The sequence below is a fragment of the Streptomyces sp. NPDC002092 genome, from assembly GCF_053593775.1.
The window spans coordinates 81954-103289 of the sequence record NZ_JBSFDG010000017.1; the positions used below are offsets into that span (position 1 = coordinate 81954).

The following is a 21336-nucleotide window of genomic DNA, read 5'->3' on the forward strand; positions in this document are numbered from 1 at the left end:
ATGGCACACGCAGTCGTGGGTCGTGGAGAGACGGGGGAGACCATGGCGGGCAGGGCGTTGGTACTCGGCGGCGGGGGCGTCGGCGGCATCGGATGGCTGGCCGGGATGGTGTACGGACTGTCCGAGGCGGGCGTCGATCTCCGCGACGCCGACGCGGTGTTCGGCACGTCGGCCGGATCGGCGGTGGCGGCCCAGCTCCTGGCGCTGCGTACACCCCAGGAGCTGTACGAGCGTCAACTGGCCGAACCCGAGGGCGAGATACCCGCACGCATGGGCCCTGGGGTGATCGCCCGCTTCGTCTGGGCCGCCCTCACCTCACGCACACCCGAGGCCTACGGCCGCAGGCTCGGCCGGATGGCGCTGCGCGCGCGGACACCTTCCGAAGCGGCCCGCCGGGCAGCGATCGAGAGCCGGCTGGTGTCCCCTGGATGGCCGGACGGTCCGCTCCGGATCACCGCTGTCGATACGGCGACCGGGGCGCTCCGGGTGTTCGACAAGGACAGCGGCGTGCCCCTGGCGGACGCCGTCGCCGCGAGCTGTGCGGTACCGGGCGTCTGGCCGACCTGGCCCATCGAGGGCCGCCGCTGGACGGACGGCGGCGTGTACTCACCGGCCAACGCCCACCTGGCGAGCGGATACGAACGCGTCGTCGTCCTGGCCCCCATCGCCTCGGGCGGCGGCCCCCTCGCCTCGGCGGCGGACCAGGGCAGACGGCTCACCGAGCAGGGCGTCCGGGTCGCAGTCGTGACCCCCTCGGCGGCCGCGAAGGACGCGATCGGCCCCAACGCACTGGACCCTGCGGTCCGGGCGGTCTCGGCACGGGCGGGACGCGCACAGGCGAACGAGCACGCGAGACAGGTGGCGGAGGTCTGGGACACCTGAGGCCACGAGCCCGGACCGCACGCCCGCGGCTCCCGCTCCCGGCAGAATGGACCCGTGGACGAGCCGATACCCGTGACCCGAGACGTCGATCACGGCACCGCCAAGCTGATGCCCGACGTCGACCGGAAGCGGGCCTGGCTGCTGACGGTCGACGGGGCGCCGCAGTCGTACGTGGACCTGGACGAGCCGGCACACCTGGAGTTCGAGTACGCACGACGGCTCGGGCACGTCCTGGACACCGTCGCCGAACCGGGCAGCCCGCTGGACGTGCTGCACCTCGGCGGGGGCGCGCTCACCCTGCCCCGGTACCTGGCCGCCACCCGGCCCGGCTCGCGACAGGATGTCGTCGAGGCGGACCGCGCCCTGCTGGAACTGGTCCTGGACCACCTGCCGCTCCCGGACGGCTCGGCCGTCACTGTGCACACCGCCGACGCCCGCACCTGGCTTGAGGCGGCCCCCTCGGACTCGGCGGACGTGATCGTCGCCGATGTCTTCGGCGGCTCCCGGGTTCCGGCACACCTCACCTCCGTCGCCTACGCCCGCGAGACCGCCCGGGTGCTGCGCGAGGGGGGCGTCTACCTGGCCAACCTCGCCGACGCCGCGCCCTTCGCCTTTCTCCGTTCCCAACTCGCCACCTTTGCCACTCAGTTCGAGGAGCTGGCGATGATCGCCGAACCGGCCGTCCTGCGCGGGCGCCGCTTCGGCAACGCCGTACTCGTCGCCGCGCACCACCCTGTCGACACGGCCGCCCTGGCCCGGCTCACGGCGGCCGACGCCTTTCCGGCACGGGTCGAGTACGGGCCCGGAATCCGCGACTTCATCGCGGGTGCGCGCCCGGTGCGGGACGGGGACGCCGTGCCGTCACCCGAGCCGCCCGCCGGGGCGTTCGGAATCGGCTGAACCGTCCGCCGGAACAGTCCTCTGGCCAGCGAAGGCTACTCGTGGGTAACATGCTGGTCATGAGCGCAGACCAGATGTCGATCGGCGAGATGCTCGCCGCGACGGTGCCGATGGCCCGGACCCTGAACCTCCAGTTCCTGGAGACCACGCCCGAGAAGGCCGTGGTGACCCTGCCGGACCAGGGCGAGTACCACAACCACGTCGGCGGGCCGCACGCCGGCGCGATGTTCACCCTCGGCGAGACCGCCAGCGGGTCGATCGTGCTGGCCGCCTTCGGGGAGCAGCTCGCGCGGGCCGTGCCGCTCGCCGTGCGCGCCGAGATCGCGTACAAGAAGCTGGCGATGGGAGCCGTCACGGCCACCGCGACCCTCGGCCGCCCGGTGGCCGATGTCGTCGCGGAGCTGGATGCCGGGGAGCGGCCCGAGTTCCCGGTGTCGATCGAGATCCGGCGCGCGGACGGTGCCGTCACCGGCGAGATGACCGTGGTGTGGACGCTGCGTCCCAACGGCTGAGCACTGCCTGCACACTGGGCCCGGAGGCACCTCGCCTCCGGGCCCGGTGGCTTTCGGTTCGGTGACCCCGCGGCGGGACCGCTGAGATCGCAGCCCCCGAGGGAGCGCGGTCTCAGGCCGCCAGCGGACGGCGTCCGGGGCCGGTACCTTCTTCCAGCCCGGCGACGAACTCCTTGAGCCAGGCGGTGAATTCGGGGCCGAGGTCGTCGCGGTCGCAGGCGAGGCGGACCACGGTGCGCAGATAGTCGGCCTTGTCGCCGGTGTCGTAGCGCAGACCGTCGAAGACGACGCCGTGCACCGTGCCGCCCGCGGCCAGTTCCTGAAGGGCGTCGGTGAGCTGGATCTCGCCGCCGCGGCCGGGCGGGGTGCGCTCCAGGGTCTCGAAGACGACCGGGTCGAGGACATAGCGGCCGATGACCGCGTAGCTGCTGGGTGCGTCCTGGCGGGACGGCTTCTCGACCAGGCCGGTGACACGGACCAGGCCGTCCTCGCCGGTCGTCTCGACGGCGGCGCAGCCGTAGAGGTGGATCTGCTCCGGCGGGACCTCCATGAGGGCGATGACGCTGCCCGCGTGCCGGTCCCGCACCTCGAGCATGCGGCTGAGGAGGGTCTCGCGGGGGTCGATCAGGTCGTCGCCGAGCAGCACGGCGAAGGGCTGCTCGCCGACGTGGCGACGGGCGCACAGAACGGCATGGCCGAGGCCGAGGGGCTCGCCCTGGCGGATGTGGTGGATGTCGGCCAGGCGGGCGGGATCGCGCACGGCGTCCAGGCGTACCGCGTCACCCTTGGCCGCAAGGGCCTGTTCCAGTTCGAAGGCGTTGTCGAAGTGGTCCTCGATGGCGCGCTTGTGGCGTCCGGTGACCATGAGGACGTCGTCGAGCCCGGCCGCGGCGGCCTCCTCGACGACGTACTGGATGGCCGGCTTGTCGACGACCGGCAGCATCTCCTTCGGGGTCGCCTTGGTCGCGGGCAGGAAACGGGTGCCGAGGCCCGCGGCGGGAATCACGGCCTTGGTGACCGCACGGGGTGAAGTGGCGTGGGGGACGATCATGCGGCCCATGCTGGCGCCCGCGGATGAGAGCCCGCAGAGAGAAACGTGGGATCCCGCTGTGGGTCCGCCCCGCAGTGGAGGTTTCGTGTACCAAGCGCCCCGGGGTGTGCACAACTCGACGGCCGCCCTGGGGTTGTTTCGAATGCGGGTGCGGATACCGCCGGTAACTTATTTGAAAGTGTCGCGTTTTGAACTTTCGTCACTCGAACTCCTTGTTTCCTGTGCGTCAATTGTGCGAAAGTGAGCGGCCCTGTAGCGGTCCCAGAACCTGACCCGACATAGGTATGCACCAAAGAGGCGCCTGCTTTCCGATGGACGCGAAATCCGCCTACCGTCCTGCGGCTTGGAAGGAAATGGTTCAGTGCAATCCCCCTACCCCCCACGACCGCCGTACCCGCCCCGTCCCGGATCGGGGCCTGCCGAGTCCGACCGCAACCTCATCGCACAGCTGGGCCCGGGTGCCGCGGGCGCTCGTGCGGGCGCGCTGCTGCTGGCCAGGCACTGGCGGGCCACGTACGACTACGCAGTCATTTGCCTTGCATCCGGGGAGAGTCCGGCATCGATGGCCGCGGCCGCCGCGTTCCACCGGGTGCTGGGCCGGCCGGGTGGCGGCGCCCTGCGACCCCAACTCCTCATGGCCGTACGGGACACCGTCAAGGAGTGGGCCGCGGATGACGGTATTTCCGCTCTTCTGCCGGAACTCCGCAAACCGACCGGCGGCCGCGGACTGCGTGCCGCGCGGTCCGCGACGCCCGAAAGGCGGCATATCGCCGAGCGGGCATTCCGGGCCCTTCCGGGAGCCTCGCAATGCCTGCTGTGGCACTCGGAGGTCGAGGCCGAACCCATAACCATACCGGCCGGTCTGTTGGGCGTGGATGCGCCCACCGCGTCGGCCGCTCTGGAGCAGGCGCGCGAGCAATTCCGGGTGGGCTGTGTGCGCGCCCACCGGGAACTCGCACCCGGTAAGGAATGCCGCTTCTACAACCGCCTCCTCGACGTCCCGATCCGCCGCGGCGGTGCCCTGCTCCCGGATGTCCAGCGGCATCTGATGGAGTGCCGGTACTGCCGTCACGCCGCCGAACAGCTCAGTCATTTCGAGGACGGCCTGGAGGTGCTGCTCGCGGAGACCGTGCTCGGCTGGGGCGCCCGGCGCTATCTCGACTCCCGGCCCGGCCGCGGTGGAGACCTGGCGTTCACGCCCGGGCGCGGCGGCGCGCGCTCCGGCGGCGGGCGGCACCGGCCCGACGCGCCGCGCAAGCACACCAAGGCCGTCGTCGTGGGTGTCGGTCTGACGACGCTCCTCCTGCTCGCCACGGTGCTCGTCAGCAAGGGCTGGTCCGACGACAACGCTGTCCGCGAATCCGGCGTCACCTGGGGAGCGCCCAGCAGCAGCACCCTGCGTCCCTCGCCCCGTGCGGGCGATGCCTCGTCGGTGGGCTCCCCATCGCCCGCGTCCGCGGGGCAGCCCGTCGAGGTCGGACGCGGCAGGCTCCGCAACCCGAAGGCCGGACTCTGCCTCGATGTCGAGGGTGGCAGGCCCAGGGCCGGTGCCGCGGCCGTGCTCGCGGCCTGCTCCGCGGCCGGGTCGCAGCAGTGGTCGTACCAGGACGACGGTCTGCTGCGCAGCGACGTCGACCCCACCCTGTGCCTCGACTCGGACGCCGACAGGAACTCGGTGACCCTGGCCGACTGCGTGGCGCACGCGGGCGAGGTGCGCTACGACCTCACGGTCCGCGGGGAGCTCCTGCTGCGCGGCGGCAAGGGACTGCTCGTGGCACCGGGCAGGCGGACGGACGTCCTCGTCACCGCACGGGACGGTTCCGGCGGGCAGCGGTGGACGCTTGAAGTCGGCCTCGGCGACACCGGTCGTAAGGAGAGGCAGGTCGGACCGCAGGACAGCGGTCGCCCCGCGGGCCAGGACTCTCCCGACGGAGTAACCGAGCCGCCCGGTTCGCGGGCCCCGGAGCGCAAGCCCGGGGGCGAGTCCCATGACGGGCAGTACGAGGAGCGGTTCGCCCAGGTCGGCAGGGAAACCGAGCCTTCCAGGCCGCCGGCGCCCCTTGACCGGGTGCGCACGGTCCCGGCCGACGTGCGGGGAGCGGTCACCTCCGTCGCGGCCAAGGCCGCAAAGCTCGGGACCGTCCTGCACTGATCAACGCAGGTACAGGGACATACAACGCATCTGGGGCCGCCTCTTCGGAGCGGCCCCAGTTTCGTTTCTTGTCGACATCTGAGTGTTTCTTGTTCGCTTCATTGACACGAGTCACCAACGGTCATAGTTTTCCCGCCGCGCCCACGGTGCCCCTACGGGGAGCCAGGTCGGTCCTGAAGCAGACTGCGTTCAGATGCCGAACGCAGTCCGGGCCGCCGGGCGTGCCTGCGGTTCACATCGTCGTGCCCGCACACCGAAGGAGTGACGGCCCATGACCGACACTGTCTCGCGGAGATCCGCACTGCGTCTGCTGGGCGGCGCGATCGCCGTCGCCACGGCGGCCACCAGCGGTCTCACGCCCCCCGCGCACGCGCTGGACAGACCCGAGGCGGGGGCCGGTTCCCGCGTCGAAGGCCTGATCGGCAAGCTCACCCTCGACGAGAAGATCTCCCTCCTGCACGGCGCCACCGATGCGAAGTCGCTCGGCCAGGCGGGCTACGTCCCCGCGGTCGAGCGCCTCGGCATCCCTCCGCTGCGTCTCGCCGACGGCCCGGCCGGTGTCCGCGTCACCAAGCACGCCACAGCCCTGCCCGCCCCCGTCCTGCTGGCCTCCGCCTTCGACCCGGACCTGGCCCGCCGCTACGGACAGGTCATCGGACGCGAGGGCCGCGCCCTCGGCCAGGACGTCCTGCTCTCCCCGATGGTCAACCTGATCCGCACCCCGTACGCGGGCCGCAACTTCGAGACCTTCAGCGAGGACCCCCTGCTCGCCTGCGGCATGGTCGCCGCCGAGATCGGGGGCATCCAGGGCGAGGGCCTCATCGCCACCGTCAAGCACTACGCGCTGAACAACCAGGAGAAGGACCGCATGTCGATCGACGTGCGGATCGACGAGCGGACCATGCACGAGATCGAACTGCGCGGCTTCGAGGCGGCCGTCGGCGCCGGAGTCGGCGCGGTGATGGGCGCCTACAACAAGGTCAACGGCACCTTCTCGTGCGAGAACAAGACCCTGCTCACGGACATCCTGCGCGACCGGTGGGGCTTCGACGGCTGGGTGATGACCGACTGGTTCGCCGCGCACAGCACCGTCGCGGCGATCACTGCCGGCCTCGACATGGAGATGCCCGACGGCTCCCACTTCGGTACGGCGCTCAAGTCGGCCGTGCAGAACGGCAGTGTGCCGCAGCGCCTTGTCGACCGTTCCGTACGCCGCATCCTCACCGTCATGGACCGCTTCGGCCTCCTCGACGGCAGCGCGCCACCGCGCCCGGACCGCGATGCAGCGGCGGGCGCCGCCGTGGCCCTGGAGGTCGCCAAGGCCGGCGCGACCCTCCTGCGCAACGAGCACCACACCCTGCCCCTGGCCCGCGGCGGCCCCGTCGCGGTGATCGGCCCGACCGGCACCCTGCCCTTCGTCAGCGGCGGCGGCAGCGCACACGTCGTACCGGACCACGCCGACAGCCCCCTGGATGCCATCAAGTCCCGTGCGGGGAAGGCCACTTACGCCCCCGGCGAGGACCTGTTCGGCAAGGCGATCCCGGCGTCCGCGCTGAGCCCCGCCTTCGACAGCGAGGGGCAGGGGGTCGACGCCGGCAAGGTCTGGACGTACGACGGGACGCTCACCGTCCCCGAGGCCGACGAGTGGACCTTCGTCCTGCACTTCTCCTCCGCGCCCACGGCCCGCCCCAAGGTCCTCCTCGACGGAACGGAACTTTTCCCGCAGGCCTCGGGATACGGCGAGTTCTTCACGGGCGGCCTGGTCTCGGCCGCCCCCGACGGACTGTCGGTGCGCCGCAAGACCCTCACCCTCACCCAGGGCGCCCACACCCTGAAGATCACCGCGCAGGGAGGAGCCGACGGCCTGCTGTTCCGGCTGCGCCGCAGCACCGGCGCGACCCGCGCACAGGACGTCGCCGAGGCCGTCAAGGCCGCCCGCGCCGCCCGGGACGTCGTCCTCTTCGCCTACGAGGACGCCACCGAGGGCCAGGACCGCGCCACGATCGCCCTCCCCGGCCACCAGCAGCAGCTGATCGAGGCCGTCACCGCGGCCAACCCGCGCACCACGGTCGTCCTCAACACCTCGTCCTCGACCTCGATGCCCTGGCTGCGGCGCACCGGCGCCGTGCTCCAGATGTACTACCCGGGCCAGGAGGGCGCGGCCGCCACCGCCGCCGTCCTGTACGGCGAGTGCGACCCCGGAGGCCGCCTCACCCAGTCCTTCCCGGCCGACGACGACCACCATCCCGTCGCCGGGGACCCGCGCCGCTACCCGGGCGTGGACGGCACCGAGGAGTACTCCGAAGGCATCCACGTCGGCTACCGCTGGTACGACGCCGAAGGAGTGCGGCCGCTGTTCCCCTTCGGGCACGGACTGTCGTACACCTCCTTCTCCTACGAGGACCTGCGGGCCCGCCGGACGCGAGGCGGCATCGAGGTGTCCTTCACCGTCCGCAACACCGGCCGGCGCGAAGGCGTCGCCGTGCCGCAGGTGTACGTCGGGCCCTCGCCGGACCTCCGACTCGACCAGGCGGTACGGGTGTTGGGCGGTTACCGGCGGCTGACCCTGCGGGCGGGGGAGCGGCGGCGGATCGCCGTGGAAGTCACCGCGCGCACATTGTCCTCATGGGACCCGAAGCGCCACGATTGGGTGCTCGGGACCGGCCGGCGCACCGTATGGGTCGGGGCGTCCTCGCGTGATCTGCGGTTGCGTACGAACGTGGAGGTGGGCACGTGATACGACGCATCGTCATCGGCCTGACGGCCCTCGCGGCGGCCCTCGTCGCACCCGTCCCGGCGGCGCAGGCCGCACCGCCGGGCGGTAACCCGGTCGTCCGCACCGACGCGGGTCTGGTGCGCGGCGAAACCACCACCGAGGGACGGCAGTTCCTCGCCATCCCGTACGCCCAGCCGCCGGTCGGGAAGCTCCGCTGGCGCGAGCCGCACGCCGTGCGGCCCTGGCAAGGGGTCCGTTCCGCACGGGACTTCGGCAACAAGTGCGTACAGAGCTCCAGTTGGGACCCCGGCTACGGCCGGCCGTCGTACACCGAGGACTGTCTCGACCTCAATGTGTACGTCCCCGAGGGCTCCGCCGGACGTTCGGTCCTGGTCTGGTTCCACGGCGGCGGACTGACCGCCGGCGCCGGTCAGGACGTCGTCCCGGACACCTTCGCACGGCAGACCGGAACGGTCGTCGTGACCGTCAACTACCGCCTCGGCGCGATGGGTTTCCTCGCCACGGCCGGTCTCGACGGCGAGACGCACGACGGGGTCTCCGGCAACTTCGGCATGCTCGACCAGCAGGCCGCACTGCGCTGGGTGCGCGCCAACATCGGCCGCTTCGGCGGCGACCCGGGCCGTGTCACCATCGCGGGTGAGTCGGCGGGCGGCCGCTCGGTCTGCACCCAGCTGGCCTCACCCACGGCCAGGGGCCTGTTCCGGGGCGCGATCATCGAGAGCGGCGCCTACGACGACTGCACCGCCCGCACCCACCAGGACGCGATGGCCCAGGGAGCCGACTTCGCCAAGAAGCTCGGCTGCACCACCGTGGCCTGTCTGCGCGGCAAGTCCGCCCGCGACATCCTCGAGGCCCAGGGCGACTTCGACTGGAACCCGGTGGTCGGGGGCGCCTTCCTGCCCGTCCAGCCCGAACAGGCCGTCGCGAAGGGGACCGCGGCCCGGGTGCCTGTGATCAACGGCTCGAACAAGGACGAGGGCCGGCTGTTCGCCTTCTCCAGCTTCGACCTGAACGGCACACCACTCACCGCCGAGCAGTACCCGCAGGTCATGCGGAACGACTTCGGCGAACAGGCGCTGCAGCGCTATCCACTGCCGGCCTACCCGACGCCGACCATCGGCTACGCCACCGCACTGGGCGACGTCCTGTTCAGCTGCCCGGCGCTACGGCTCGACGGACTGCTCGCCACCCGGGGCCCGGTCTACTCGTACGAGTTCGCCGACCGCACCTCCCCGCCCTTCGCCTCCCTGCGCAACCTGCACACGGACTTCGACTTCGGCGCGACACACGTCAACGAGGTCCAGTACCTCTTCAAGCACTTCGGACTGGAGAGCCCGCTGAACGCCGAGCAGAAGGCGTTGTCGCGGCAGATGGTCCAGTACTGGGGATCGTTCGTACGGGACGGTGTGCCACGGGCCGCGGGGCAGCCCCCGATGCCCGCCGGCCCGGGGGTGGTCCTCTCCCTCAAGACCGCGTCCAAGGGTGGAAACACGTTGAGCAGCACTGTCCATCAGGAACACCAGTGCGATCAGTGGGACGGCGCCTCGGCAGGCTGACCCGGTAGGCTTCCCGGCGTGCGCCCCCGTGCGGCGCACGCCGGGAACACAGGAACCAAAGGGTTACGAATCGGGAGGAACCGGCGTTGCATGTCCAGGAGTGGCTCGACACGGTGCCCGCGGCAGCCGTCTACGCCGTGGTGGCGCTGGTCATCGGTCTGGAGAGCCTGGGCATCCCGCTGCCGGGCGAGATCATCCTGGTCTCGGCCGCACTGCTGTCCTCCCAGCACTCCGGCATCAACCCGATCGTGCTCGGCGCATGCGCGACCGCCGGCGCCGTCATCGGTGACTCCATCGGCTACGCCATCGGCCGCAAGGGCGGGCGCCCACTGCTCGCCTGGCTCGGCAGGAAGTTCCCCAAGCACTTCAGCGAGGGCCACGTCGCCACCGCCGAGAAGTCCTTCGAGAAGTGGGGCATGTGGGCGGTCTTCTTCGGCCGCTTCGTCGCCCTCCTGCGCATCTTCGCCGGCCCCCTCGCGGGCGTCCTCCACATGCCGTACTGGAAGTTCCTGACCGCCAACGTCCTCGGCGGCATCTGCTGGGCGGGCGGCACGACGGCGGTCATCTACTACGTGGGCATGGTCGCCGAGGACTGGCTGAAGAGGTTCTCGTATCTGGGGCTGGTGGCGGCGGTGCTCATCGGTCTCACATCGATGCTCGTCGTGAGGCGCAAGGCAAAGAAGGCACAGACGGCTCAGCAGGAGCCGGAACCGGTAGCCGCCGGGGACTGAGACGCCGGTCAGGGGCGCGGGGCTGTGTTGATGCGGCTCCGCCGCGCGGGCGCGACAAGCCCCAACCCGCCCGCCGCCGTAGAACCTACTCATGCACCCCGCGGTGCGCCTTCGCCAGCTCCGCATACATCGTGCCGTTCAGCGTCACCCCTTGAAGCTCCTCCTCCGTGAGCGCCCGCTTCACCTTCGCCGGCACCCCTGCAACCAACGACCCGGGCGGCACCTGCATCCCCTGCGGCACCAGGGCCTGCGCAGCAACAAGCGACCCCGCACCGATCACGGCGCCGTTCAAGACAGTCGCCCCCATCCCGATGAGGCAGTCGTCCCCGACGGTCGCCCCGTGCACCACCGCGTTGTGCCCCACGGACACCCGCTCACCGATGCTGACAGGGAACCCCGGGTCGGCGTGGAGCGTGCAGTTGTCCTGGATATTGGCCTGCGCCCCGACCGAGATCCGCTCGACGTCCCCCCGCAGCACCGCCCCGTACCAGACGCTCGCCCCGGCCTCCAGCCTCACGTCCCCGATCACGGACGCCGTGGGCGCCACGAAGGCCTCCCCGTCGATCTTCGGTTCCCGACCGCCGATACCCGTGATCAACGCCTTGTGCGTCATCGCTCTCTCCTCGTCGTCGACACAGAACGCACCGTAAGCGATGCCCCCTCGCAGCCGGGCGCCGGGCCCGCGCCCTGCCTGGGAATCGCTCGAAGGGCACCGCCGCGGCGACATCGCCGGAGGCCGGGTGGTGCCGTCACGCCTCTGGGCCCTGTCGTTCGGATCAGCTCGGCGTCGCGGCTGCAAGGCAACGTCCCGGGACAGCACCACTAGCCGCCCGGCGGTTTCTCCAGGGCGGCCTCCGCCGGGGACGGCCCGTCCGCGGCCGATGTCCACCGTGCGCCGGTCTGCGCGCGGTACGCGGCTACGGCGGCCTCCAGCGTCGGGAAGAAGTGGGCCGGATCGATGGTGCGGGTCAGTTCATAGCGCTCGATCTTGCGCCGCACCGGGTCCTTCAGCTCGGCGAACACCAGGCTCATGCCCCGCTCGTTGAGTGCCTCGTCGAGCTCCTCCAGCTCGTCGGCCGCCGTGGTGTCCACGTCCGTCACGGGCTCGGCCGCCAGCAGCACCCACACCGGCGGCGGCTCGCAGCGGGTCAGCCGCATGACGTGGTTGCGGAAGGCGTTGGCGTTGGCGAAGAACGCGGCCCGTCGAAGCGGTGGATCACCAGGCCCGGCAGCCGCTCGGCCCCGGGGTAGGAGCGGACGTCGTGATAGCCGGGCAGCCCCGGCACCCGGCCCAGCACGGTGTTGTACGGCCACCAGGCCCGCCGGAAGACGTTCAGGATCGACAGGCCGACGGCGACCGCGATGCCCGGCAGCACGCCGAGCAGCGCCACCCCGAGGAAGGCCGCCACGGACAGCAGGAACTCCGCCTTGCGCTGGTGCCACAGGCGTCGCGTGCCCGCGATGTCGGCCAGCGAGAGCGAGGCCGTGATGACGACGGCCGCGAGGGCCGGCTGCGGCAGGTTGCGGAAGAGCCCGGGCAGCAGAACGAGCATCAGCACGATCAGGACCGCGCCGACGATTCCCGTCAACTGGCTCCTGGCGCCCGCCCGTTCGGCCACCGCCGTACGTGAGCCGCTGGTGCTCACGGGAAACCCCTGGAACAGCCCGGCCGCCACGTTGGCCGCTCCGATCGCCGTCATCTCCTCGTTGCCGCGCACCTCCTGGCCGGTGCGGGAGGCGAACGCGGAGGCGTTGGAGATGGTGTCGGCGAGGGACACCAGGGCGATGCCGAGCGCTCCGGCGCACAGCGGCCCGAAGTCGCCCCAGTGGACGTGGGGCAGGCTCAACGGCGGGAACCCCTGAGGGAGCTCGCCGACCAGGCTGACCCCGTGCCGGCCCAGGTCGAACGCCGAGGCAGCGGCGATCGCGAGCACCACCATGACCAGAACCGCGGGCACCTTGGGCAGCCACCGTTGAAGCACCAGGATCAGGACGATCCATGCTTCCTCCGACTCCTACACGGCCCGCACGAGCCCGTCGTCACCCCGCAGGGGTGAGGACAGGCATCGGCCAGGTACCTGCGCCTGCCGCCACGCTGCGCACCCTCGCCCGACGCCACAGTGCCGGCCACTACGTCGATGCGCGCCGCGATCCGGTCCACGTCCAGCCGGGCCGCGATCTCGTCCGCATCCACCCGGGCCGTCACCCGGTTCACGTCCACGCGGTCGGCGATGCGGTCCACGTCGACCCGGTCCGCGATCAGGTCGATGTCGATGCGCCGCGCGACGCGCATCACGTCCATCCGGTCGGCGATCCGGTCGACGTCGATACGGGCGGCCAGGCCGTCGAGGTCGAGCCGGTCCACGACTGCGGCTGTGCCCGCCCGGACGAGACGGTCGACGGCCGGGCCGGCGGCCCCCAGTGCATAGCGCGTCAGCCGTCCGGTGACGTCGAAGGGATCCACCAAGCTGCGCCAGGTCATCCCCTCATCGCAGCACGGCTCCGGCGCCTTCGCCTCATCCGTCACGGGTGATCCGCACACGCTCGGTTGGGGTGAAGATCACAGCATCCGCACCTCATCGGTGCCCCGTGCGCTGAGTACGGTGGCTCCGTGCCGAAGAGCAAGAACACGTTCTCATCCTGGCGGCGATGCCTCGCCCAGCGGGCCGTCCATACGGGCTGGGCCTGGGTGCAGCGCACGGGCTCGGTGACGGCCGAGCGCCCCGGCCGCTTCCGCTTCGGCTCGATCGGCGAAGCCACCCGGCTCGCCTTCCCGCTCGGCACGGTCTTCGGCGAAGCCTGGATCCACATCGGCTCCCACTGCATCGTCGGCGAGCAGGTCACCCTCACCGCGGGCCTGATGCCCGACCTGGACCTCGGTCCCGACCCGATCATGCGCATCGGCGACGGTGTCGTGCTCGGCCGCGGCAGCCATGTCATCGCCGACACGACGGTGACCATCGGCAGCGACTGCTACTTCGGGCCGTACGTCTATGTGACGTCCACGAACCATTCGTACGACGACCCGCACGAGCCCATCGGCAAGCAGTGGCCGCGCATGGAGCCGGTGGAGATCGGGCCGGGCTGCTGGATCGGCACCGGTGCGGTGATCCTGCCGGGGGCGCGGATCGGGCGGAACGTGGTCGTGGCCGCCGGTGCCGTGGTCCGGGGCGAGGTGCCCGACCATGCCGTGGTGGCGGGGGCGCCCGCCCGTGTCGTACGCCGCTGGACGGCCGCCGACGGCTGGCAGCCGCCGCTCAGGACGCCCGCGCCGGTGCCGATTCCCGACGGGATCACGCCCGAACAGCTGAGGGCACTCGCGGAGCTGGACGAGGAGACGGTGGCGAGGCTGGCCGAGCTGGAACCGGAGCCCTAGCCGGACCTAGCCCGTCGCCAGCAGCAGCGTGCCCACCAGGGCGAGGCCCGCGCCCGCCGCCTGGATGCCGCGGAGGCGCTCCCGCAGGAAGCCGCGTGCGGCGAGGGCGGTCACCACCGGGTAGAGCGAGGCGAGGACGGCGGCCACGGTGATCGGGCCGTGCTGCGCGGCGACCGAGTACGTGCCGTTCGCCGCGACGTCCGCGAGGCCGACGAAGGCGAGCGCCGGGAGGGACGCCCAGGGGAAGCCGCCGGCCGGTAGGGCCTCGCCGCCCCGCTTCACGGAGGCGTAGAGCGCGATGCCGCCCGCGGCCACGTTGGTCAGACGCTGGACGAAGAGGGCGAGGAAGAGGCCGGTGACGGTCCTGGACGCCTCGGTGATCAGCGCGAACACCGTGCCGAAGCCGAGGGCCGCGACGAGGGTGAGCAGGATGGCCTGGCGCTGCACCGGCGCACCCTTGAGCTGTGGCCCGCCCGCGAGGACGACGCCGGTGACCGCGACCGCGATGCCCGCGACCTGCAGCAGGCCGGGGCGTTCGCCGAGGAGGAGGCCCACGCCCACCGGGACGGCCACGCTCAGGGTCGCGAGCGGGGAGACGACGCCCATCGGACCCAGCGCGAGGGCCTTGTAGAAGGAGAACAGGGCGACCGGTCCCACCAGTCCCGCGGCGAAGGCGAACCACAGCCGTGGACCCGTCTCGCTGAAGCCGCCCGTGGCCAGCACGATCGACCCGAGGACGGCCGCGGCGATCCCCTGCGAGACGACGACCACCGTGAGCGCCGGCGTGCGCCGGGTCAGCAGTCCGCCGCCGAAGTCGGCAAGGCCCCACAGAAGGCTGGTGGCCAGGGCGAAGAATGCTGTCACGGGTCGCCTCGCAGTACAGTTCGGTGAACGATCGGGTGCACAACACCGTAGTTCAGCGCAGTGAACCCTGTCATCCAGAATATTGCCCTCGCTGTACATCGATATGGACGGAACGTGTCGGACCTCGATCTGCTGACCCAGTCCCTGGCCCGCAACGTCAAACGCTGGCGGGGGGAGCGGGGCTTCACCCTGGACGCGCTCGCCGCCCGCGCCGGAGTCAGCCGCGGCATGCTCATCCAGATCGAGCAGGCCCGCACCAACCCGAGCATCGGCACGGTCGTCAAGATCGGCGACGCGCTCGGCGTCAGCGTCACCACTCTGCTCGACTACGAGCAGGGGCCGAAGGTGCGGGTCGTCCCGGCCGAGCAGGTGGTACGGCTGTGGCACACCGACGCGGGAAGCTACAGCCGCCTGCTCGCCGGCACCGAGGCGCCGGGGCCGCTGGAGATGTGGGACTGGCGGCTGATGCCGGGCGACAGCAGCGCCTCCGACCCGCACCCCACCGGCACGGTGGAGATCGCCCATGTGACGGCCGGTGAGCTGACCCTCACGGTGGAGGGCGCCGAGTACCGCGTCCCGGCCGGCGCGAGCGTCACCTTCGAGGCCAACGCCCCGCACAGCTACGGCAATCAGGGCGATGTGCCGGTGGAGCTCGTGCTGGCGGTGTCCGTCCCGCCCGTGCGCTGAGGCGGCCCCGGACGCCCTGTTACCGTGCGCCCATGCGCCCACCCATCGGACACTTCGACCTCGCGATCCCCGCCCCCGACGCCCTCGACGAACTGACCGGCCCGGTCGCCGACGCCGTACGCCACTGGCGGGGCAGCGTCCCCGCCGACCAGATCGTCTACGTCGACACCGACCCGCAGTGGGCCGACACCGCCGTCTTCGTGGAGCACTACGGGCAGGAACTGCTCGAGCAGTCTGCGAACTGCGTGGTGGTGGCCGGCAAGCGGGGCGGGGAGACGACACTCGCCGCGTGCCTCGTGCTCTCCACCTCACGGGTCGACGTCAACGGCGTCGTCCGCCGCCAACTCGGCGCCCGCAAGGCCTCGTTCGCGTCCATGGACACCGCGACGGGGGAGACCGGGATGGAGTACGGGGGCGTCACCCCGATCGGCCTCCCGGAGGGCTGGCCGGTGCTGGTGGATTCGACTGTTGTCGACCTCTCCTACGTCCTGGTGGGCAGCGGACGCCGACGGGGGAAGCTGCTGGTGCCGGGGAAGGCCTTTGCGGAACTGCCGGGGGCGGTGGTGTTGGAGGGGCTCGGCGTCTGAGCGCGCCGAGCCCCGGGGGATGTGCCGTCTTTTGTCTGCGGCGTCGTCGTGGCTGGTCGCGCAGTTCCTCGCGCCCCTTTGGGGCGCTGCCGGACTTCACGGGTCTTTGCTGAGGCCGCCTAGTGGGTCGCGTGATGCGCCAACGCCAGGTGGGGGTCCGCCTGGCCCGGCACCGGTGCCGGATCTGCGTGCACCAGGGCCGCCGTCAGTCTCGGTATGGCATGCAGCAGGGCGTGCTCGGCCTCGACCGCGATGGTGTGCGCCGAACGTACGGTCGCCTCGCCGTCGACGACCACCGCCACCTCGGCCCGCAGCCGGTGCCCGATCCAGCGCAGCCGCAGCTCACCGACCTCCCGCACGCCCGGCACCTCGCGCAGAGCCAGCTCGGCCCGGTCCACCAACTCCGGGTCGACGGCGTCCATCACCCGACGGAACACCTCGCGGGCGGCGTCCCGCAGCACCAGCGCGATCGCCGCGGTGATCGCCAATCCCACGAGTGGGTCGGCGAGTTGCCGGCCCAGGGCCGATCCGCCGGCGCCCAGCAGGACGGCCAGTGACGTGAAGCCGTCCGTACGGGCGTGCAGTCCGTCGGCGACCAGCGCGGCCGAGCCGATCTCCCGGCCCACCCGGATCCGGTGGCGGGCCACCCATTCGTTCCCGGCGAAGCCGACCAGCGCGGCCACCGCCACCGCCGGTATGTGCGCCACGGGACGCGGATCGAGCAGCCGCTCCACCGCCGCCCAGGCCGCGAACGCGGCCGACGCGGCGATCGTCAGCACGATCACGATTCCCGCGAGGTCCTCGGCCCGGCCGTATCCGTAGGTGAAGCGGCGCGTGGCCGCCCGTCGGCCCAGCACGAAGGCGATCCCGAGCGGTACGGCGGTCAGCGCGTCGGCGGCGTTGTGCACCGTGTCGCCGAGCAGGGCCACCGAACCGGACAGGACCACGACCACGGCCTGCGCCAAGGCCGTCGCCCCGAGGACGGCCAGCGAGACCCAGAGGGCGCGCATGCCGCGGGCCGAGGACTCCAGTGCGGAGTCGAGCTTGTCGGCGGTCTCGTGGGAGTGCGGGGTGAAGAGGTGGCTGAGGCGGTGCCGAAGACCCGTCGGTCGGTGGTGATGCGGGTGCCCGTGGTGGTCGTGGTGGTCGTGGTGGTCGTGGTGCCCATGGTGGTCGTGGTGCTCTTCGTGGTGGTGGCGCCGTTCGCTCACGTGGGGCCCCTTCCGGTGCGCGGTGGTGGACGCGGGACGCCCACGGGACCATTATGTGCGTATGAGCGCACGCATGCACCTATCAACTGCGAAGGATGCGCACCCGCGCACCCCGGGCGAGGAACAGTTCGCTCTCGCCGCCGAACTCCTCGCCCTGCTGGGCGACCGCACCCGCCTCGCGCTGCTGCATGCCCTGACCGGCGGCGAGGCGGACGTCACGACCCTCACGGAGGCGAGCGGGGCGGCCCGGCCCGCGGTCAGCCAGCATCTGGCGCGGCTGCGGCTGGCGGGCCTGGTGAACACGCGCAAGGAGGGCCGCAGGGTCGTCTACTCACTGCGGGACGGCCATCTGCGGCGGCTCGTGGACGAGGCGCTGAAGGTGGCGGACCATCGCCTCAGCGACCGCCCGCTGCACGACTGAGGAGCACGGGGTTCAGGACGCGGAGCTCTTGCCGAGGTACTGCTCCGCGAACGCCGCCGCGGCAGCGGGGGATTCGAAGAGGCGGCGCAGCCGGGCCAGCGTCGTGCCCGCGCGGTAGGCGTCGCCCGACGACGCGCCGTGGTACACCTCCGACAGCCACTGCGAGAACTCCTGGTAGTCCCACACCCGTCCCAGGCAGGCCGCCGAGTAGCCGTCGAGGCCGCCGGTGTCGCCCTTGGTGAGGTGCGCGATGAGCCCGTCCCCGAGCAGGAAGGCGTCGTGCAGGGCCAGGTTCATGCCCTTGGCCGCGATGGGCGCGGTGAGATGAGCTGCGTCCCCGGCCAGGAAGAGACGGCCGAACACCATGGGTTCGACCACGTAGTTGTGCATGTCGAGGACGCGCTTCTCGATCAGCCTGCCCTCCGTGAGCGGCGGCCGGTCGGCGGCACCGAGCCGCTCCTGCAGTTCCGCCCAGACGCGTTCCTCCGGCCAGTTCTCCGGATCGTCGCCCGGCGGGCACTCCAGGTAGTAGCGGGTGACCTCGGGGCTGCGGGCCATGTGCCCGGCGAAGCCGTTCGGATGGATGCCGAACACCACGCAGTCGCTGGACGGCGGCGCCTGAGCCAGCAGCGCCAGCCAGCCGATGCCGTAGTCGTGCCGGGAGATCCGGGCCTGCTGCGGAAGCACGGTCCGGGTCACCCCGCGTGCCCCGTCGCAGCCCGCCACGAAGTCGCAGTGCACGAGCGTGCGTCGACCGGTCTCGGGGTCTAGGTACGACACCGCCGGCCGGTCCGTGTCCAGGCCGTGCAGCTGTACGTCCCGCACGCCGAAGCGGATGGCGCCGCCGCGCACGTCGGCGTACTCGCGCACCAGGTCCGTCACCAGCAACGGCTGCGGGTAGACGAAGTGGTGATGCCCGGTCAGATCGGTGTAGGAGAACCGGTGCCGTTGCCCCTCGACGCGGAACTCGCACTGGGTGTGCAGCTGCGCCCGCTCCATCAGACGGTCCGCGAGGCCCCGTTCCTGCAGCCCGTGCACGGCCCACTCCTCGAGTACACCGGCCCGTGGACGCTGCTCGATGAACTCGCGCGTCTCGGCTTCCAGGACCAGGCAGTCGACCGACGCGGCCCGCAGGATGTTCCCGATGGTGAGACCGGCGGGCCCGGCGCCGACGATCACCACCGGAAAACGTTGCGCGGAAGGGGAGTTGGGGCCGGGGGTGGAAGTCACCGGAGCATTATGACGGTGGCCCGTCAGCCACGGCAGGGGAGCCGCGGCCGACGGGCCGGGTCGAGCGAGTGGTCGGTCAGTGCGCGGGGGCGTCGGTGACGACGACTTCGTCGATGCTGCGCTCGATGTCCTCGCGCTTCGAGGAGGTCGCCCGGGCCCAGTAGTAGATCACCAGGGAGAAGACGGCGATGACCAGGATGTCCCACCACAGTCCGATGTTGCCCGCGCCGCCGAAGCCGCCCTCGGCGGAGATCACGCCCATGCCCAGGAGATAGACCGGCAGCCACTGGGCGGCCTTGAAGTCCATCCGGGGCGCGTCGGGCTGGTCGGTGGAGTTGGCCCACCAGGCGTAGCCGCCCAGAAGCAGGTAGCCGAGGACGATCGCCAGACCGAGCCGCCACAGGGTGTCCCAGCCGGACCAGTAGATGATCAGGTTGGCCACCACGAACGACACCGGCGAGATCAGCTTGCCGCCGGGCAGCCGGTACGGGCGCTCCAGGTGCGGCAGCTTGTCGGCGAAGACGCCGTACGCCAGCGGCGCGCCCGCGTACATCAGGACGCTCGCCGAGGTGATGAAGCCGACCAGCTTGTGCCAGCTGGGGAAGGGCAGGAAGCAGATCACGCCGGTGACGAAGGACATGACGAGGCCGAACCACGGCACACCGCGCGAGTCGGTCTTGGTGAAGATCTTCGGCGCGTAGCCGTTCTTCGCCAGGCCGTAGGAGACGCGGGAGGTGGCGGTGGTGTAGATCAGGCCGGTACCGCCGGGGGAGATGATCGCGTCAAGGTAGAGGACGAAGGCCAGCCATCCGAGGCCCGCCAGGGTCGCGACACCGGCCCACGGGCCGGTGTCGCCCTTGAACGCGAGGTGGGCCCAGCCGTGCACGAAGCTGCTGTGCGGCAGCGCGCCGATGAACACGACCTGGAGGAGGACGTAGATGACGGCGCCGATCGCGACCGAGCCGAGCGTGGCACGCGGCAGGTCCCGCTTGGGGTTGCGGCTCTCGCCCGCCAGCTGGATGGCCTGCTCGAAGCCGAGCAGCGCGAAGATGATGCCGCTGGTGCTGATCGCGGCGAGCACGCCCTTGGCACCGAACGGCGCGAAGCCCTCGGAGTGGAAGTTGGCGGGGTGGAAGTGGGTCGCCGCCATGATGAAGATCGCGCCCAGCGGGACCGCGATCTTCCACCAGGTCGCAGCGCTGTTGGTGTGCGCCAGCGCCCGTACGCCGAAGAAGTTCACCCCGACGAAGACGGCCATGAGTACGACCGCCACGATCAGACCGCTGGCGGTCAGGGTCTTGTCGGCGTGCTGAAGGCCCTGTGCCCAGGACCAGTGACCGGCGTAACCGATCATTGCCTCGACCTCGATCGGGGCGACGGTCGCGGCCTGGAGCCAGGAGAACCAGCCGAACGACATGCCGGCCAGTCCGCCGAACGCGTAGTGCGGATAACGGGCAGTACCGCCCGCCACCGGGAACATGCCGCCCAGCTCGGCGTGGACCAGCGCCAGCAGCACGATCGCGACCGCGCCGATCACCCACGAGATGATCGCCGCCGGTCCGGCCTGGATGACCGCGTCGTGGGCTCCGTAGAGCCATCCCGAGCCGATGATGGAACCGACGGAGGCCCACATCAGACCGATCAGTCCGACGTCACGCCTGAGGCCACCGGGACCCCTGGCCTCCTCCACGGAGGTCTGCTCGACGCTCACCATATTTTCAGCGACCTCTCACCAGTTGAATACTTGTTTTCAGTGCGTGCGACGTCGCAGATTAGGAAACATCAGGGGTCGAACAGAAGACCCATGGTGAAGTTTTGACCAACGGCCGGGAGCTTCCTGGACAGTCCTTCAGGCGCTCTGTACGCAGTGGAAACCGCTGTCACCCTTGAAACCGCCCACAAAATCCGCAGCGGATCGGCGGCCCCCCGGGAGCGCTTGCTGTGTGACCGGCGGCACATCTGGGGGCGCGGGGGCCCGGCCGGCTCAGCCGAGCAGCGGTATCTCGATGGCGGGGCAGCGGTCCATCACCATGTCGAGGCCCGCCGCACGCGTGCGGTCGTACGCCGCCTCGTCGATCACGCCGAGCTGGAACCAGACGGCCCGGGCGCCCTTGGCGACCGCCTCGTCGGCGACCGGTCCGGCGAGGTCGCTGTTGACGAAGACGTCGACGACGTCCACGTCGAAGGGGATGTCGGCGAGGCAGGCGTACCCCTGCTCGCCGTGCACCGTCTCCGCTTTGGGGTGGACGGGCACGATGCGCTTGCCGAAGCGCTGCAGCACCTGGGCGACGCCGTAGGCGGCGCGGCCTCGGTTCGACGAGAGGCCCACCACGGCCCAGGTGTCGCCAGACTCGGTGAGGATCCTGCGGATCGTTGCCTCGTCGCCGTACACCGCGGCCTCCCTGCACCTCGTGGACATGCCCTTCTGTCCGACAACGG

The 21336-nt window shown here is 71.3% G+C and carries 19 protein-coding genes and 1 pseudogene; 11 read left to right on the forward strand and 9 right to left on the reverse strand.

Annotated features, from left to right (window positions below; translation table 11 throughout):
• Positions 1-42 precede the first annotated feature (42 nt).
• From ACWCRD_RS33935 to ACWCRD_RS33945, 3 genes are read left to right on the forward strand one after another with little or no spacing between them, the layout of a single operon-like run.
• On the forward strand, positions 43-882 hold the full coding sequence (locus ACWCRD_RS33935) for a patatin-like phospholipase family protein (protein ID WP_450969668.1): 840 nt from the start codon (positions 43-45) through the stop codon (positions 880-882).
• 54 nt (positions 883-936) lie between these two features.
• Positions 937-1782 carry a spermidine synthase gene (locus ACWCRD_RS33940; protein ID WP_450969570.1) on the forward strand — a complete coding sequence of 282 codons (846 nt, stop codon included), beginning with the start codon at positions 937-939 and terminating at the stop codon, positions 1780-1782.
• 59 nt (positions 1783-1841) lie between these two features.
• Positions 1842-2294, forward strand: a complete 453-nt coding sequence (locus tag ACWCRD_RS33945; protein WP_450759215.1) for a DUF4442 domain-containing protein — start codon at positions 1842-1844, stop codon at positions 2292-2294.
• Between the two features lie 112 nt (positions 2295-2406).
• Here ACWCRD_RS33945 and galU read toward each other — a convergent pair whose 3' ends face one another.
• Positions 2407-3345: a UTP--glucose-1-phosphate uridylyltransferase GalU gene (gene galU / locus ACWCRD_RS33950; RefSeq protein WP_450969571.1), complete on the reverse strand. Its 939-nt coding sequence runs from the start codon at positions 3343-3345 to the stop codon at positions 2407-2409.
• 562 nt (positions 3346-3907) lie between these two features.
• Between galU and ACWCRD_RS33955 the strand changes: the two genes are divergently transcribed.
• The 4 genes from ACWCRD_RS33955 to ACWCRD_RS33970 all read left to right on the forward strand — a co-directional run bounded on the left by ACWCRD_RS33955 (position 3908) and on the right by ACWCRD_RS33970 (position 10521).
• Entirely contained in the window at positions 3908-5497 is a 1590-nt protein-coding gene (locus ACWCRD_RS33955; RefSeq protein WP_450969572.1) for a ricin-type beta-trefoil lectin domain protein, read from the forward strand.
• 271 nt (positions 5498-5768) lie between these two features.
• Positions 5769-8234, forward strand: coding sequence for a beta-glucosidase (locus tag ACWCRD_RS33960; RefSeq protein WP_450969573.1), 2466 nt, complete (start codon positions 5769-5771; stop codon positions 8232-8234).
• Positions 8231-9790 (forward strand): carboxylesterase/lipase family protein, encoded by a 1560-nt coding sequence (locus ACWCRD_RS33965; protein WP_450969574.1) that lies wholly within the window; start codon positions 8231-8233, stop codon positions 9788-9790. Before ACWCRD_RS33960 ends, ACWCRD_RS33965 begins: the two co-directional genes overlap by 4 nt.
• A gap of 86 nt (positions 9791-9876) precedes the next feature.
• Positions 9877-10521: a DedA family protein gene (locus ACWCRD_RS33970; RefSeq protein WP_450969575.1), complete on the forward strand. Its 645-nt coding sequence runs from the start codon at positions 9877-9879 to the stop codon at positions 10519-10521.
• Between the two features lie 85 nt (positions 10522-10606).
• Here ACWCRD_RS33970 and ACWCRD_RS33975 read toward each other — a convergent pair whose 3' ends face one another.
• From ACWCRD_RS33975 to ACWCRD_RS33985, 3 genes and pseudogenes are all read right to left on the reverse strand, one after another.
• On the reverse strand, positions 10607-11134 hold the full coding sequence (locus ACWCRD_RS33975) for a gamma carbonic anhydrase family protein (RefSeq protein ID WP_450969576.1): 528 nt from the start codon (positions 11132-11134) through the stop codon (positions 10607-10609).
• Between the two features lie 209 nt (positions 11135-11343).
• A pseudogene (locus ACWCRD_RS33980) lies at positions 11344-12524 on the reverse strand (SulP family inorganic anion transporter); the annotation flags it as partial.
• Entirely contained in the window at positions 12509-13003 is a 495-nt protein-coding gene (locus ACWCRD_RS33985) for a hypothetical protein (protein WP_450969577.1), read from the reverse strand. The pseudogene ACWCRD_RS33980 and the gene ACWCRD_RS33985, both read right to left, overlap by 16 nt.
• Before the next feature lie 129 nt (positions 13004-13132).
• On the opposite strand from ACWCRD_RS33985, the gene ACWCRD_RS33990 reads away from it, so the two are divergent.
• Positions 13133-13897: an acyltransferase gene (locus ACWCRD_RS33990; RefSeq protein WP_450969578.1), complete on the forward strand. Its 765-nt coding sequence runs from the start codon at positions 13133-13135 to the stop codon at positions 13895-13897.
• Positions 13898-13903: 6 nt separating this feature from the next.
• Here ACWCRD_RS33990 and ACWCRD_RS33995 read toward each other — a convergent pair whose 3' ends face one another.
• Positions 13904-14761: an EamA family transporter gene (locus tag ACWCRD_RS33995; protein ID WP_450969579.1), complete on the reverse strand. Its 858-nt coding sequence runs from the start codon at positions 14759-14761 to the stop codon at positions 13904-13906.
• Positions 14762-14875: 114 nt separating this feature from the next.
• On the opposite strand from ACWCRD_RS33995, the gene ACWCRD_RS34000 reads away from it, so the two are divergent.
• Both ACWCRD_RS34000 and ACWCRD_RS34005 read left to right on the forward strand, forming a co-directional pair.
• Entirely contained in the window at positions 14876-15448 is a 573-nt protein-coding gene (locus tag ACWCRD_RS34000; RefSeq protein ID WP_450969580.1) for a helix-turn-helix domain-containing protein, read from the forward strand.
• Positions 15449-15480: 32 nt separating this feature from the next.
• Positions 15481-16035 carry a YbaK/EbsC family protein gene (locus tag ACWCRD_RS34005; protein WP_450969581.1) on the forward strand — a complete coding sequence of 185 codons (555 nt, stop codon included), beginning with the start codon at positions 15481-15483 and terminating at the stop codon, positions 16033-16035.
• A 119-nt stretch (positions 16036-16154) separates the two neighbouring features.
• Here the strand turns inward: ACWCRD_RS34005 and ACWCRD_RS34010 are convergent, their stop codons facing one another.
• Positions 16155-17246, reverse strand: coding sequence for a cation diffusion facilitator family transporter (locus ACWCRD_RS34010; RefSeq protein ID WP_450969582.1), 1092 nt, complete (start codon positions 17244-17246; stop codon positions 16155-16157).
• Between the two features lie 61 nt (positions 17247-17307).
• Between ACWCRD_RS34010 and ACWCRD_RS34015 the strand changes: the two genes are divergently transcribed.
• On the forward strand, positions 17308-17667 hold the full coding sequence (locus tag ACWCRD_RS34015; RefSeq protein ID WP_181922852.1) for a metalloregulator ArsR/SmtB family transcription factor: 360 nt from the start codon (positions 17308-17310) through the stop codon (positions 17665-17667).
• A 12-nt stretch (positions 17668-17679) separates the two neighbouring features.
• On the opposite strand, the gene ACWCRD_RS34020 is transcribed toward ACWCRD_RS34015, so the two are convergent.
• From ACWCRD_RS34020 to ACWCRD_RS34030, 3 genes are all read right to left on the reverse strand, one after another.
• Complete coding sequence (locus ACWCRD_RS34020; protein WP_450969583.1) at positions 17680-18897, reverse strand: 4-hydroxybenzoate 3-monooxygenase; 1218 nt, start codon at positions 18895-18897, stop codon at positions 17680-17682.
• A gap of 76 nt (positions 18898-18973) precedes the next feature.
• Positions 18974-20611: an APC family permease gene (locus tag ACWCRD_RS34025; RefSeq protein ID WP_450969584.1), complete on the reverse strand. Its 1638-nt coding sequence runs from the start codon at positions 20609-20611 to the stop codon at positions 18974-18976.
• A 270-nt stretch (positions 20612-20881) separates the two neighbouring features.
• The gene (locus ACWCRD_RS34030) at positions 20882-21289 is read right to left on the reverse strand and encodes a CoA-binding protein (RefSeq protein ID WP_450969669.1); all 408 of its coding nucleotides are present in this window, start codon (positions 21287-21289) and stop codon (positions 20882-20884) included.
• Between the last annotated feature and the right edge of the window lie 47 nt (positions 21290-21336).

Bases quoted from the DNA above. Each gene is read 5' to 3' on its own strand.
- ACWCRD_RS34005 (WP_450969581.1), top strand. From the start codon at position 15,481: ATGCGCCCACCCATCGGACACTTCGACCTCGCGATCCCCGCCCCCGAC.
- ACWCRD_RS33945 (WP_450759215.1), top strand. From the start codon at position 1,842: ATGAGCGCAGACCAGATGTCGATCGGCGAGATGCTCGCCGCGACGGTG.
- ACWCRD_RS33935 (WP_450969668.1), top strand. From the start codon at position 43: ATGGCGGGCAGGGCGTTGGTACTCGGCGGCGGGGGCGTCGGCGGCATC.
- ACWCRD_RS33955 (WP_450969572.1), top strand. From the start codon at position 3,908: ATGGCCGCGGCCGCCGCGTTCCACCGGGTGCTGGGCCGGCCGGGTGGC.
- ACWCRD_RS34015 (WP_181922852.1), top strand. From the start codon at position 17,308: ATGAGCGCACGCATGCACCTATCAACTGCGAAGGATGCGCACCCGCGC.
- ACWCRD_RS34025 (WP_450969584.1), bottom strand. From the start codon at position 20,611: ATGGTGAGCGTCGAGCAGACCTCCGTGGAGGAGGCCAGGGGTCCCGGT.
- ACWCRD_RS33960 (WP_450969573.1), top strand. From the start codon at position 5,769: ATGACCGACACTGTCTCGCGGAGATCCGCACTGCGTCTGCTGGGCGGC.
- ACWCRD_RS33985 (WP_450969577.1), bottom strand. From the start codon at position 13,003: ATGACCTGGCGCAGCTTGGTGGATCCCTTCGACGTCACCGGACGGCTG.
- galU (WP_450969571.1), bottom strand. From the start codon at position 3,345: ATGATCGTCCCCCACGCCACTTCACCCCGTGCGGTCACCAAGGCCGTG.
- ACWCRD_RS33975 (WP_450969576.1), bottom strand. From the start codon at position 11,134: ATGACGCACAAGGCGTTGATCACGGGTATCGGCGGTCGGGAACCGAAG.